Raw genomic sequence first — 12,417 nt, forward strand, 5'->3', positions numbered from 1 at the left:
TATTTACAGATAAATAAATTATTTTCGAATAAGAAAAAAGTAACATTTACTATAAAAAATATCGACAAATTATGTCATAAATAAGATTGATAGTAAAAAATAATTAGTAAATTTATCAAAATATGTTGTTAGTTGTCTAGTAATTGGTTATTATTGTGTTGTATTAACATAAAAATTGGAAGGTGGAATTCATATGTTAGATCGTTTCTTAAACAAAATGACCAATGTTCAACCTGCAGCTGCAAGATGTATTTTGCAAAAATTAGTCACTTCATGCAAATCAGCACCTACTTGTTTCCTTCAAGGTGTTGGAACTTTCCGTTACTATGTGGATCGTGATACAGGTGAGATTTGTACTAGTCAAGAACGCGTTAGATGTGGCTGCTAAATCTAAGGATCTTATTTAATAGGATGTGAGCGCATGAGCATATCTTCAATTTCATTCTTAACAAATGCTATGCAGACGTCAAATAGGCGTCAAGCGGGTCAAACATCAAATTCTTTTTTAACCCAAGCGGCCCAAATTGTTCAAGGTGACCATTCTCCAGAAGAGAGAAAGGCATTATTTCAACAACTTACTTTAGTTCAGCAAGGAAAAGATTTAGAACTTCATGTTTCTAAATTAAAGGAACTAGAGAAAGAGTCTCAAAAAGAGACGTCTTCTTCGTCTGTTACTGTGAATCAGCATGGTGACCAAGTAGACATTTCAAACGAGGCTCGGAGTGAGTTTGAACAAGCTGAGGAACAGGCTTCAGGTGAAGCGAGTGAAGCTGCTGCAGGGGAAAAAGATCAAGATGTTCAATCAGATCCACAATAAAAAAAGAGGCATGTGTTTGATAGTCTTCACATGCCTCATTTATCTTTATTTGCCGGTATCCTTGAATAAAGACCATCTGGAAAAGGTGCTGCATATGAGATGATTTCATCTTCTTCTATCATGATGTAATACGGAAATTCTTCAATTTGGAATGCGTCTATCATTTGCTCGTCCACTGGGATAATTCGCATGTTGGTTTTATTATCACGATATAATTCTTGATCCTCTTTTTGCCCATTCTTTAGCAAAATACTAAATGAAACGTCTAATTTACGCTGCTTTTTCGTTTCTAGGAATTGTTCAAGTGATGGGATGCAATGCGGACATGATGTATCAGTGAAAATAAGCAGCTGCTTCTTGCTGTTGGTTTGCAGTAAATCATTCACTGGAATAGGTGATGGTTTTTCAAGCAGCGGATGCACAAGTTTTTGTCCAACATGCTGTATCGGTAAGATGATCAGTTCCATTTGTTGTTTTAAATAGATGATGACTCCGATCGTTAATAACAGGCTGCAAAGAATAAGAGTGAGCTGTAAAAATAAGATTGAATTCATCGTATATCGTCCTCTCAGAGTAAAGTTACGCAAAGCTATCATAATACAAATATCAAAAATATGTCAATTATACTAAATGGTGTAAGGTGGAGCGTTTGATGAGTACAGTGAACCATTGTTTATATGCAATCTCCTATACTTGGAAAAGAAGCCGATCTTATCTTCTTTTAACCTTGTTGATCCAAGTGATCGTTGGTTTTATGCCTTTGGCTAGTGTCTGGATTATTCAAACTTTGATTAATGAAATTATTTTATTCATGACGTCTTCAGGAGACATTCAAAAGGTTTTGTGGTTATTTGGGCTGCAAATGGCCATTGTGGTTTTAGGATATGGGCTTCAATTCATTCTTCAGCTTAGCCAGCAGAAAGCGACAAATTTGATTGGTCTGCATTTGAAGGGTGAATTGCTTCAAAAAGCGATCAGGCTGCCGTTTATTACATTTGAACACCCGTCTTTTTACAATGAAAGTCAACGTGTGATGAACAGTCATCAGCATGTTCTGAGTATGGTTAGAAGCATCTTTACCATCATGAGCGCATTGATTACTGTTGTATCACTTCTTATCTATATGATCGGTATCCATTGGGGCTTGGCGGTCATTCTGATCGTGTTTACCCTGCCTGTCTTGTGGATTGAGCTTTTCTTTGGAGGAGCGCGTTATCAATTAAACCGTATGTTAACTGCCAATGACAGAAGAGAAATGTATGTGTCCGATCTTGTCGCACAAAGAGATTCATTGAAGGAAATCCGTTTATATGGAATCGGAAATTACCTTCTTCAGAAATGGAAAGATCATTATGTAAAAAGTGCAGATGAAAAATATAAACTGCTTAAACGGCAAGTTCGCTGGGAGATGGCGGGTGGATTGCTTATGACATTTGCCTATGTATGTTGCGGTCTTTTCATTGTCTTTCTTATTTTTCAAAAAAAATTAGCTGCCGGGACATTTGTCGCTGTGCTGCAAGCGGTGCAAAACATCCAAAGTGGTTTTCAGGACTTAACAAGAGAATGTTCTAGTTTATATGAAACAAGTCTTTATGTTGATGAAATGAGAGCTTTTCAAAAGAGAGAAGAAGAAATTCATGAACAGACAGAAGAAGGGGCATCGCTTCGAAAGATCGAGTGTATTCAGTCCATTACACTTGAAAATCTCTCTTTTACTTATCCGAATATGAAAACACCTGCCATTGAGCATATACATTTTCATATCAATAAAGGGGAACGTATTGCATTGGTGGGGGATAACGGATCAGGTAAAACCACCTTGATTAAATGTTTGACTGGTTTATATGATCCAGATCAGCCGAATATGCAAAAAGTCAATGGTGAGTCCATTCTTACTATTCATAAAAAATCATACCATGCGAGAATGGCTGTTCTTTTTCAAGATTTTATGAAGTACGAGTTCACTGTGAAAGAAAACATCGGGTTTGGCCGGATTGATCATATGGACGAGGAAGAGCGGATGATCTCAGCTGCACGGCAAGCAGGCATAGAGAAAAGAATTCATCAAATGGAAGAAATGTATGATGCACAGCTTGGCCGTTTTTTTGAAGAAGGCCATGAACTTTCTGGCGGACAATGGCAAAAGCTCGCGATGGCTAGAACCTTCTTTAGAGAGAGTGATTTTATCATTTTAGATGAACCGACATCTGCTCTTGATCCACTATCGGAAATTTCACTCATTCGAAAGCTATTCGATCACACGCAGGATCAGGGTGTCTTGTTTATCACACATCGAATGGGAGCTGCCCGTTTAGCAGACCGTATAATCGTAATGAAAGATGGTGCTTTCGTTGAAGAGGGGAACCATGATGAACTGATGGTGTTAAACGGAGAGTACAAAAGGCTTTACGAGGCACAATCTCAATTATTTCAACAAAAGGAGATGGCGTAAGGTGAGTGTCTTTTATTACATAGGTGTCTATTTATTAGGTATTATTTTTGCAGGTGCATGGCTTGATAAAGTAAAAAAACAGACGGCGCATATGCAGCAGATGAATGCTTATCGGCTGCTGCCTCCTTCTTTCACGGCACCCATGTTTTATTTGTTTTTAACTGTTGAATTGGTTTGTACTGGTTTTTTGTTCGTATGGCACATGACCCTTGTACCTGCGATTGGTCTTACAGCACTTTTATGTATTTATACTGGAGCGGTGACCTTCAATTTATTGAGAGGACATCGTGATATTTCTTGTGGCTGTGGTGGACTGCTTGATAATGAACGCCTTCATTGGGGAATTGTGATTCGCAATGTGTCGATGCTGACTCTTGTGATCGGGTTGTTTTATGTGCATCCCTATGTAGAAACCATTCCATGGCAATATAACATTATTTGTTTTCTCATTGCCGTGGCTGTCTCTTTCATGATAGCGGTGGGTCAAGAAATCTTAATGTTTAAACGAAAATGGATCAATCAATTTGAATTATTTATAGAAGGAGATGATGTGAAATGACAGATATTCTATTGATTATTGTGTTATTCATTGTCATTGCTCAGCTTGCTGTGATATTTTTGCTCGCCCGTTTTATCGGAAAATTTATGAATAAAATCAAAACCCTTGATGGAATTGAATTAAAGGAAGCGGATGTGGGGGATCCTGCACCGTTATTTCGAAGCTATTCCCATTTAGGGGAGAAGGTCATTTTGAAGGAATATTTTCAAAGCGGGAGTGCTGTGATGCTGTTATTTGTGAACTCTACTTGTATGACGTGCAAAAGTATTTTAGCAGACCTGCAGCAGCAAATCGCTGGCGATGATACTCAATTCATTTTTATTAATGGAGATGAGCAGGCGGATGATACGCAGATCCTTGAATTGCTGCCGTCCCAGGCTGTGTATACTCGTTCTTCACAAATCATGGAGCTGTACGGAGTAACGGTTGTTCCACAAGCGATTCACATTGATGAACATGGTATCATTCTGCAAAGAAAATCTCTTCAAAATGCGAAACAGTTTGAACAGTTGTTACATGCGTCATAAAAAAGCGTCTCTTTGCCAGGGAGACGCTCGTTTTATAATTCTTTTCCTAGGATATCTAAATCGTACCTGCTGCCATCCATTTCTGCGATGCGTGGCAGGTGGCCCCATGTCTCAAAGCCATGCTTTTTAAACAGTCGAATGCTGGCTTCGTTGTGCCCGAAAATAAAGGCGAGTAACGTTCGAATGCCTAATGAGGGTGCTAACTCAATGGCTTCTTGTAAGAAAAGTGAGCCTAAGCCTTTTCCTCGATAGTCTTGGTTCAAATAGATACTCATTTCAACGGTCCCGTTGTATGCAGGTCTTCCGTAAAACGTTTCAAAACTCAGCCAGCCGTAGATATTTCCATCCTCATCTGTTTTCACATAGAGAGGTCTTTTATCGGAATGATTCAAAAACCATTGCCGGCGGTCTTCGACAGATACAGGTTCTGTATCAGCGGTCACTTCTCTAGAAGCAATGGTTGAATTGTAGATATCAACAATCGCTTTGAGGTCATCTTCTGTTGCTATGCGGTTGAAAGTGTTCACAATTAAGTCCCCCATCTTTTTTTCATTTATCATACATATTATTGATGTGTTTGCGCAAAATAAAAAGAAAAATGATTTCGTGTGTATATATTTTTTGAAAAGTGTTCAGAATGTTGCTGAGGTGATGAAAAATGAGAGAGGAAGAAAAGAAACGTACTTCCAAAATCACAAAAGTTCAGCAATTTTTCCGTAAGCGCTGGGTATTCCCTGCTATTTACTTGGTCAGCGCAGCGGTCGTGTTAACAGCCGTTCTTTGGTATCAAGCTGTGTCAAAAGATGTGAAAGACCAACTATCTGATGGAAATCAAACAGGGCAAGAACAGCGTGATGATGCCGTTGAAGTTGGAAAGCCAATTGAAAATGTTGCCATGCCGGTCAAGAATTCTGATAATGTTTCTGTCGTGAAAAAGTTCTATGAAGCAGATGCTGATCAAAAAGAAAAAGAAGCAGCACTTGTAAACTATAATAACACCTATACCTTGAGCAAAGGTATTGATCTTGCAGATAAAGATGGCAAAGTGTTTGATGTCACAGCTGCTCTTAGTGGAACAGTGGTTCAAGCGAAAAAAGATCCAGTTCTCGGTCACGTTGTTGAAATTGAACATGAAGATGGATTATCGACTGTTTATCAATCGTTGTCACAAGTGAGTGTCAAAGAAGGCGATGAAGTGAAGCAGAATGATGTCATTGGTGCTTCTGGTAAAAATCTATATGGTGCTGAAAGTGGTAACCATGTACATTTTGAAATTCGTATGGAAGGTTTAGCGCTTAATCCGCTTAGCTTCATTGACAAGCCTGTTTCTACGATTGAAAAAGCAGCGCAAGAAGTGACGGAACAAGCAAAAGAACCTGCTCAGCCAAAGACTGAGGACAAAACGAAGGAACCTGCTGCTGAAGATAAGACCAAAGAGCCAGCTGGAGAAAAATCTGAAGAAAAGTCTGATGAGAAGGGGAAATCCTCTGATCAAGAAAAATCTTCTGATTCCTCTAAAGACAGCAGTCAGTCAGAAGAAACAAAACAATCTTAATGTCTTACAAGGTCCTCTGTGTATATAAATACGCAGAGGTTTTTTTCTGCTTAAAAAGATCCTCCGCCACTCGGCGGAGGATACACTATAGGGCGGCAGGTCCTTCTTCACCTGTCCGGATGTTGATTGTATTCGCTACCTCATATATAAAAATTTTCCCATCCCCTGGTTCGCCTGTACGAAGTACCTTTTGAGCTGTTTCAACGACCTGTTCGACAGGTACTTTACTTAGGACGATTTCGATCTTTAATCGTTCGTACACGTTGCTTTCCTTTTTGACGCCGCGGTATAGCTCTGTATGTCCCTTTTGTAAGCCGCAGCCATGTACATTTGAAAAAGTAATCGAGGTGACACCAATCTTTCCAAGCTCCACCTTTAATGTTTCAAAATTAGCTGGACGTGTGACAATCTCCACTTTATACATTTTGCTCATAGAGACACCCCTTTTTCTTTAATCTTGATAAGCTTTTTCACCGTGCATGGTTAAATCAAGACCCACTGATTCTTCTTCTTCGGTTGCACGAATTTTGAAGAAGACATTGACCACTTTGATGATCACGTATGTGACAACGGCAACAAAAGCGTACGTGGCAACAATCGCGACCACTTGCTTCCAAAGTAAGCTGGGATCTCCGTAAAATAAGCCATTGGCTCCGCCGTCATTGACAGAAGTTGTGGCGAAAAGTCCTGTTGCAATTCCTCCCCAAGTACCACCAATTCCGTGAAGGCCGAATGCGTCCAGTGCGTCATCATAGCCAAATTTGGCTTTGAGTGAAAAGACTCCCCAGAAACAGACGATCCCACCAATGATTCCTATGATAATAGAAGCAAACGGTGTAACAAAGCCTGCGGCAGGTGTAATGGCGACAAGCCCTGCGATGGCTCCAGAGATCGCGCCGAGCATGGTCGGTTTTTTGTTGATCATCCACTCTACTAACAGCCAGCCGATGATTCCTGCAGCAGCAGCTGTATTGGTGTTAATAAAGGCATACATGGCCACGCTGTCTAATGTAAGGGCACTACCCACGTTAAAACCAAACCAGCCAAACCAGATGACAGCTCCGCCGAGAAGGGTGTAGATCAAGTTATGCGGAGAAGAGCTTGCTGCTTCTTTACGCTTCCCGAGCACAATTGCCACGACAAGACCCGCAACACCGGACGAGATGTGAACCACGTTTCCGCCAGCGAAGTCAAGCGCACCCATCTCGCCAATCCAACCGCCACCCCATACCCAGTGTGCGACTGGAGCGTATACAAATGTGACCCAAAGAAGTGTAAATACAACGACTGCTGAGTAGCGAATCCGTTCAGCAAAGGCACCTGAAATGATGGCTGTTGTTAAGACGGCAAAGGTCATTTGGAACATCATGAACAATGAATGTGGAATGGTCTCACTATAGGACCCAGGCGCAAAGCCTACGCCTTTCAGGCCCACCCAGTCTAAGCCTCCGATCCATGCATTGCCTGGTGCAAATGCCAAGGAATAGCCGAATACGATCCATACGATTGAAACGATCGCTAGTGATGTTAAGCTGTGCATGGTCGTGCTTAACACGTTTTTACTTCTCACGAGTCCTCCGTAGAATAAAGCTAAACCCGGTGTCATTAACCACACGAGTAGTGCGCAGAAGAACATAAATACTGTATCACCCATTTGCATGCTGCATTCCCCCGAATCATTCAGAATTAATTGTTTTCTTAATTCTTCATTATAGAGAGAAAAGTCATATATAACATATACATGTAAGTTTATCTGACATGGTTTTTTGGTTAAGTTCAATATAAATGGATGAAAAGTTCGTAAAAAATGAGCAAAAACGTAAGTTAAGCACTAAAAATAAAGGGCGTTTGACCTATAAAATGGAGCTGAGAAACAGTTTTGTACGTTCCTCCCTAGGAGAATCAAACAATTCTGAAGGGATACCTTCTTCGACGATGCGGCCTTCGTGCATGTAGACGACACGATCGGCAACTTCTTTCGCAAAGCCCATTTCATGTGTAACAATGACCATGGTCATGCCTTCTTTTGCAAGGCTTTTCATCGTTTGCAGCACCTCACCTACAAGCTCTGGGTCAAGGGCAGACGTAGGTTCGTCAAATAACATGACATCAGGCTTCATAGCGAGAGATCTGGCTATGGCTACACGCTGTTTTTGGCCGCCTGATAGTTTAGATGGATATACGTTGGCTTTATCCGCAAGTCCTACTTTTTCTAGCAATGCGCTGGCTTCAGTGATGGCTTGCGCTTTCTTTGTTTTTTTCACCATAACAGGCGCTTCGATGATATTTTCAAGCACAGTTTTGTGCGGGAAAAGATTAAAATGCTGAAACACCATTCCTATTTTTTGTCTCATTTCGTTAAATTGATGGCGCTTTGGATGAACAGGACTGCCATCAATGATGATATCTCCGTCATTTTTTATTTCTAAAAAGTTCATACAGCGGAGCAAGGTGCTTTTTCCAGAACCGCTTGCCCCAATTAAGACGACCACATCATTTTCATATACGGTGAGATCGATATCTTTTAAAACATGAAGCTCTCCAAAGTATTTATTGAGTTTTTCAACACGAATGATTTCCTTTGATTCTGTCATGCTTCTCCTCCTATTGGTCACTGGCTGATAGTTTCTTCTCAAAGGTTTGGACAGCGAATGTTAACAGCAGGACAAGAACTAAGTAATAGACGGCTACAACAAGTAAATATGTCATATTGTCAAAGCTGTTGGAGCCTTGCGTGGTGGCGACGTTAAATAGTTCATTGACACTGATAAAGGCGGCGAGTGATGAGTCTTTTAAGCCGATAATGAACTGGTTGCCAAGAGGGGGAAGGGCACGCCGCATCGCTTGCGGGAGAATGATGCGCCTCATTGTTAAAAAACGACCCATGCCAAGAGAGCGTCCTGCCTCTTTTTGCCCCTGATCGATGGATTGGATGGCCCCTCTAAATATTTCTGCTATATAGGCGCCATTATGAAAGGCAAGCGCAATGGAAGCAGCCCAGAAGTCGGGTATATTCAATTCTGTGAGACCAAAATATAGGATGAAAATTTGAACAATCAGTGGTGTTCCGCGCACAAGAAAGATATAGGCATTGGCGATATAACCGAAAACGGCTACGCGGGATATTTTCAATAAAGCAAAGAAGAGCCCGATGAACATACCGATGAAGATACTGATCACCGTCAGCTGTAAGGTGATCAGCATTCCTTCTAAAAAAATACCTTTAGAATCAATCAGCGTCTGAAAAAAATGTGATAGGGTAGGCAAAACAATCATCTCCATTTGAAGAAAGTGCGCCTATAAAAAGGGCGCACAATCGTGGTTTTAATCTTGTTTGACCGTGATGTCTTCATCGAAGTACTTTTCGCTAATTTGTTTTAATGTTCCGTCTTTTTTTAGTGCATCAATTGCATCGTTGATCTCTTCTATGAGCTGTTCATTTTCTTTTGATACAGCAATTGCCTGCTCACTTTGTCCGAGTCTTTCCTGCGCTGTGATTTTCAATTTTTTCTTCATCGCTTCTGCACCTGTGGCGAAATCTGTCACGACTGCATCGTGTTTTCCGTTGGCCAGTGCTTCTAAGGCGACGACATCACTATCATAATATTTTGGTTCTTGCCCGCTATGTTCCTTTGCAATGTCAGCGTAGGACGATCCTTTTGATACAGCAATTTCTTTTTCTTTTAAGTCATCAGCATGTTGAATGTCTGCTCCAGGTCTTGTGAAAATTTGCGGACCAGAGTAGTAATAGGGCTTAGAAAAAAGGACGTGTTTTTTTCGTTCCTCATTGATGGTATGACTTGCAACTGCCGCATCAAATTTACCTGCTTTCACGCCTTCGACGATGCCTGCGAATTTATATTTCTTCTGTATAGGTTCGAGACCTAGTCTGTCACTAATCGCATTGCCTACGTCGATATCAAAGCCGGACATCTGATTTCCATCCATATAACTAAACGGATGAAATTCACCTGAAGCTGCAAAAATAAATTTTCCATCCTCCAAAATTGGCGACCCTTTCGCTGTAGAATTACGTTTATCTCCGTTCCCATTTGTTTCATTTGAACCACACGAAGACAGAAGTAATACTGCAACTGAGAAAAGGGCTGGGACCCAAAACCGTCTTTTTTTAATAATAAGCTTCTCCTCCTTTTCAGCCGTTCTCCATATAAGGAGAAAGTAGGCTTTTAAATATGTGTAGCATCTTACCATTTGTTCCTCATATTCTCAATTTTATATGTGTTATTCCAACAATCGTCCTTTTTAGAATGTATGTCTTGCTTTTCTAAGAGAGAACTTGAATTGATTAGGGTAAAAAAGGGAAATGAATCTCATAATAACGAAAGGATTGGAAAAAAACATGCCAGATCACAAAAAGGAGGTCAGTGTATGAACAAGTGGAGAGACAATCGAAAAGTTTTTTTAACCGCTATTGCCTTTGGAACGATGTTGAATCCGCTGAATTCATCAATGATTTCTTTGGCCTTGCATCAAATTCAGCATGAATTCGGTTTGTCATTTACGACCGTATCTTGGCTTATTTCTTCTTTTTATTTAGCTAGTGCAGTAACACAGCCGGTGAGCGGCCGGATTGGGGATCATGTGATGAGCCGGAGAACCTTATTTTTATTCGGTCTCGTTCTTGTCGCACTCTCAGCCATTTGCGCGCCGTTTGCCCCAACGTTTGCGGTGCTGATTGTGATCCGTCTGTTACAGGCGATTGGAAGCAGTGCCATTTATCCTTCTGGAGTCGGACTCATTCGGGATCATATTCAAGAAAGACAGGCTTCGGCGTTAGCGGTATTATCCATTTTTGCTTCAGCGATGACGGCACTTGGGCCAACGCTTGGCGGATTTCTGATGACCATTGGCGGCTGGCCGGCTATCTTTTTAGTGAATCTGCCATTTATTTTAATCAGTTTCTTTCTCGGCCTATTTTTGTTTCCGAAGGAGCAGAAGAAGAGAAAGCTGCGCATAGGCGAAACCGTGCGAAAGCTCGATTTACCAGGGATGCTTCTTTTTACCGTTTGCATTGTTCTCCTGCTTTCATTTTTATTATCACTGAGTGATGGCATTCAATATGTTCAAGGCATTCTTTGTCTCCTGAGTGCAGGCGCTTTTATCTGGTGGGAGTATCAGGTGGATGAACCGTTTATTCAAATACGGATGTTCAGGGAGGAGCAGCGGCTGTCACTTGTATATGTGCAATTTATCATCTTAAATATCTTTTTCTATTGTCTCTTTTTTGGTTTGCCGAGTTATTTCCAGGATGAGTTAGGCTGGCGTGTGGAGATGACGGGTCTTTTTATGCTGTGTATGTCAGGGGTGAGCATTATTGTGTCACCGCTGACTGGAAAGTGGGTGGATCGCGGGGATGAACGCCATCCAGTTTTAGCGAGTGCTGTATTGATGCTGGCTGGAGCGTCTGCCATGACTTTCTTTTTTATTCCTGCGCCATTATGGGGAAAAGGATTGGTTCTGGCGCTGCTTGGGCTCAGTTATGGGATTGGGAATGTTGCACTTCAAGCTGCGATGCTCAAGGCTAGTCCTCAGCAAATGATTGGCACGTCCTCTGGACTTTTTCAAACATGCCGCTACCTTGGCTCTATTCTGTCGTCTGCTGTACTTGGTATGCTGTTTGGGGATGAAATTGCTGGTGCTCATTTTGCACAATTAGGCTGGACGTTGATCATCATTTCTCTTATTGGCATAGGTGTCAGTCTTTATTTTTCAAGTATGGTTAGAGGGAGACAGCCAATAAAAAAAGCGGCGCGATAAGTGAGAGAAGAATCTTCATCACGTTATCGCAAAGCCGCTTAAGGGTTGGACAGGTCTGAGCCCTGATCCTTTGTCTTCCTTCTGAAAATTTTCCCAACAATTGTCTCGTAAAATGTCACGATGCGATCAATTGGAGAGTCAAAGAACTTCCATAATTTATTCATGATAAAGACAACCACAATCGATACGACCAAGCTGCCTAAAACATCAAATGGATAATGATGACCGACCCAGATGCGGGAGAATCCTGTAAGTAATCCAAAGACGAGCAAGATGTTGCCGAGCTTTTTATTACGGGATCGAATGGCTAATGAAAGAGCCAGTGCACCTGTTGTATGGTCACTTGGGAAGGAAGCGTCTGCTGAGTGCGGGATGAGTGTGTCGACTTTATGCGCCACAAACGGCCGCTCTTCATAATGAAACAATGTAATGGCAAAGTTGACGATAAGTGCTGCAATGCCTGTTACACCGGAAAAGAAGACATGCTTCTTAAATTTGTGATTCCCTAAAAACCAGCAAATCAATAAGACAAGGGCGTACACAAGAATGGCCTTTTTCGTAATAAAGATCATGGCCTGATCTAAAAACTCAGAATGGTGAGCCATCCCGTGTATGACTTTAAACAATTCGTAATTCAAAACATCACCTATACTTTCGCTTAATGCCAACTATTTTTCAAAAAAGCCTGTATGCTCTATTTGAAATATCCTATATTTTAGCATGTTTCCG

15 protein-coding genes are annotated in these 12,417 nt (G+C 41.1%); 7 read left to right on the forward strand and 8 right to left on the reverse strand.

Annotation, left to right across the window (positions count from 1 at the left end; translation table 11 throughout):
- Nucleotides 1-193 precede the first annotated feature (193 nt).
- Nucleotides 194-388, forward strand: a complete 195-nt coding sequence (locus tag MHI60_RS09525; RefSeq protein ID WP_073978875.1) for a hypothetical protein — start codon at nt 194-196, stop codon at nt 386-388.
- Between the two features lie 33 nt (nt 389-421).
- Complete coding sequence (locus tag MHI60_RS09530) at nt 422-817, forward strand: hypothetical protein (protein WP_095409760.1); 396 nt, start codon at nt 422-424, stop codon at nt 815-817.
- Between the two features lie 35 nt (nt 818-852).
- On the opposite strand, the gene MHI60_RS09535 is transcribed toward MHI60_RS09530, so the two are convergent.
- The gene (locus tag MHI60_RS09535) at nt 853-1,371 is read right to left on the reverse strand and encodes a thiol:disulfide interchange protein (RefSeq protein ID WP_144483772.1); all 519 of its coding nucleotides are present in this window, start codon (nt 1,369-1,371) and stop codon (nt 853-855) included.
- Between the two features lie 98 nt (nt 1,372-1,469).
- On the opposite strand from MHI60_RS09535, the gene MHI60_RS09540 reads away from it, so the two are divergent.
- The 3 genes from MHI60_RS09540 to MHI60_RS09550 are packed head-to-tail and all read left to right on the forward strand — an operon-like array spanning nt 1,470 to nt 4,355.
- Entirely contained in the window at nt 1,470-3,269 is a 1,800-nt protein-coding gene (locus MHI60_RS09540; protein WP_144471937.1) for an ABC transporter ATP-binding protein, read from the forward strand.
- A gap of 1 nt (nt 3,270) precedes the next feature.
- Nucleotides 3,271-3,828: a MauE/DoxX family redox-associated membrane protein gene (locus tag MHI60_RS09545; RefSeq protein ID WP_144471939.1), complete on the forward strand. Its 558-nt coding sequence runs from the start codon at nt 3,271-3,273 to the stop codon at nt 3,826-3,828.
- A complete protein-coding gene (locus tag MHI60_RS09550) occupies nt 3,825-4,355 on the forward strand; it encodes a thioredoxin fold domain-containing protein (RefSeq protein ID WP_095409756.1) in 531 nt (176 codons plus the stop codon). The genes MHI60_RS09545 and MHI60_RS09550 overlap by 4 nt, the downstream gene beginning before the upstream one ends.
- Nucleotides 4,356-4,387: 32 nt before the next feature.
- Here the strand turns inward: MHI60_RS09550 and MHI60_RS09555 are convergent, their stop codons facing one another.
- On the reverse strand, nt 4,388-4,882 hold the full coding sequence (locus MHI60_RS09555; RefSeq protein WP_223251030.1) for a GNAT family N-acetyltransferase: 495 nt from the start codon (nt 4,880-4,882) through the stop codon (nt 4,388-4,390).
- A gap of 131 nt (nt 4,883-5,013) precedes the next feature.
- Between MHI60_RS09555 and MHI60_RS09560 the strand changes: the two genes are divergently transcribed.
- Nucleotides 5,014-5,910, forward strand: a complete 897-nt coding sequence (locus tag MHI60_RS09560) for a M23 family metallopeptidase (protein WP_144483769.1) — start codon at nt 5,014-5,016, stop codon at nt 5,908-5,910.
- A gap of 85 nt (nt 5,911-5,995) precedes the next feature.
- Here MHI60_RS09560 and MHI60_RS09565 read toward each other — a convergent pair whose 3' ends face one another.
- The 5 genes from MHI60_RS09565 to MHI60_RS09585 form a co-directional block, all read right to left on the reverse strand.
- Nucleotides 5,996-6,343 (reverse strand): P-II family nitrogen regulator, encoded by a 348-nt coding sequence (locus MHI60_RS09565; RefSeq protein WP_024423704.1) that lies wholly within the window; start codon nt 6,341-6,343, stop codon nt 5,996-5,998.
- 18 nt (nt 6,344-6,361) lie between these two features.
- A complete protein-coding gene (locus MHI60_RS09570) occupies nt 6,362-7,570 on the reverse strand; it encodes an ammonium transporter (protein ID WP_095409754.1) in 1,209 nt (402 codons plus the stop codon).
- A 193-nt stretch (nt 7,571-7,763) separates the two neighbouring features.
- Nucleotides 7,764-8,504, reverse strand: a complete 741-nt coding sequence (locus MHI60_RS09575) for an amino acid ABC transporter ATP-binding protein (protein ID WP_144483766.1) — start codon at nt 8,502-8,504, stop codon at nt 7,764-7,766.
- A 10-nt stretch (nt 8,505-8,514) separates the two neighbouring features.
- Nucleotides 8,515-9,192: an amino acid ABC transporter permease gene (locus MHI60_RS09580; RefSeq protein ID WP_080967770.1), complete on the reverse strand. Its 678-nt coding sequence runs from the start codon at nt 9,190-9,192 to the stop codon at nt 8,515-8,517.
- 42 nt (nt 9,193-9,234) lie between these two features.
- Nucleotides 9,235-10,122 carry a transporter substrate-binding domain-containing protein gene (locus MHI60_RS09585; protein ID WP_144471942.1) on the reverse strand — a complete coding sequence of 296 codons (888 nt, stop codon included), beginning with the start codon at nt 10,120-10,122 and terminating at the stop codon, nt 9,235-9,237.
- A 177-nt stretch (nt 10,123-10,299) separates the two neighbouring features.
- On the opposite strand from MHI60_RS09585, the gene MHI60_RS09590 reads away from it, so the two are divergent.
- The gene (locus MHI60_RS09590) at nt 10,300-11,688 is read left to right on the forward strand and encodes an MFS transporter (protein ID WP_144483763.1); all 1,389 of its coding nucleotides are present in this window, start codon (nt 10,300-10,302) and stop codon (nt 11,686-11,688) included.
- 38 nt (nt 11,689-11,726) lie between these two features.
- Here MHI60_RS09590 and MHI60_RS09595 read toward each other — a convergent pair whose 3' ends face one another.
- The gene (locus MHI60_RS09595) at nt 11,727-12,326 is read right to left on the reverse strand and encodes an undecaprenyl-diphosphatase (RefSeq protein ID WP_111290635.1); all 600 of its coding nucleotides are present in this window, start codon (nt 12,324-12,326) and stop codon (nt 11,727-11,729) included.
- Between the last annotated feature and the right edge of the window lie 91 nt (nt 12,327-12,417).

The sequence above is a fragment of the Bacillus sp. FSL K6-3200 genome (assembly GCF_038630485.1).
Taxonomy (GTDB): domain Bacteria; phylum Bacillota; class Bacilli; order Bacillales; family Bacillaceae; genus Bacillus; species Bacillus safensis.

Coding starts and splice junctions, on each gene's coding strand:
- MHI60_RS09525 (WP_073978875.1), top strand. CDS start 194: ATGTTAGATCGTTTCTTAAACAAAATGACCAATGTTCAACCTGCAGCT.
- MHI60_RS09530 (WP_095409760.1), top strand. CDS start 422: ATGAGCATATCTTCAATTTCATTCTTAACAAATGCTATGCAGACGTCA.
- MHI60_RS09535 (WP_144483772.1), bottom strand. CDS start 1,371: ATGAATTCAATCTTATTTTTACAGCTCACTCTTATTCTTTGCAGCCTG.
- MHI60_RS09540 (WP_144471937.1), top strand. CDS start 1,470: ATGAGTACAGTGAACCATTGTTTATATGCAATCTCCTATACTTGGAAA.
- MHI60_RS09550 (WP_095409756.1), top strand. CDS start 3,825: ATGACAGATATTCTATTGATTATTGTGTTATTCATTGTCATTGCTCAG.
- MHI60_RS09560 (WP_144483769.1), top strand. CDS start 5,014: ATGAGAGAGGAAGAAAAGAAACGTACTTCCAAAATCACAAAAGTTCAG.
- MHI60_RS09565 (WP_024423704.1), bottom strand. CDS start 6,343: ATGAGCAAAATGTATAAAGTGGAGATTGTCACACGTCCAGCTAATTTT.
- MHI60_RS09570 (WP_095409754.1), bottom strand. CDS start 7,570: ATGCAAATGGGTGATACAGTATTTATGTTCTTCTGCGCACTACTCGTG.
- MHI60_RS09575 (WP_144483766.1), bottom strand. CDS start 8,504: ATGACAGAATCAAAGGAAATCATTCGTGTTGAAAAACTCAATAAATAC.
- MHI60_RS09580 (WP_080967770.1), bottom strand. CDS start 9,192: ATGGAGATGATTGTTTTGCCTACCCTATCACATTTTTTTCAGACGCTG.
- MHI60_RS09585 (WP_144471942.1), bottom strand. CDS start 10,122: ATGGTAAGATGCTACACATATTTAAAAGCCTACTTTCTCCTTATATGG.
- MHI60_RS09590 (WP_144483763.1), top strand. CDS start 10,300: ATGAACAAGTGGAGAGACAATCGAAAAGTTTTTTTAACCGCTATTGCC.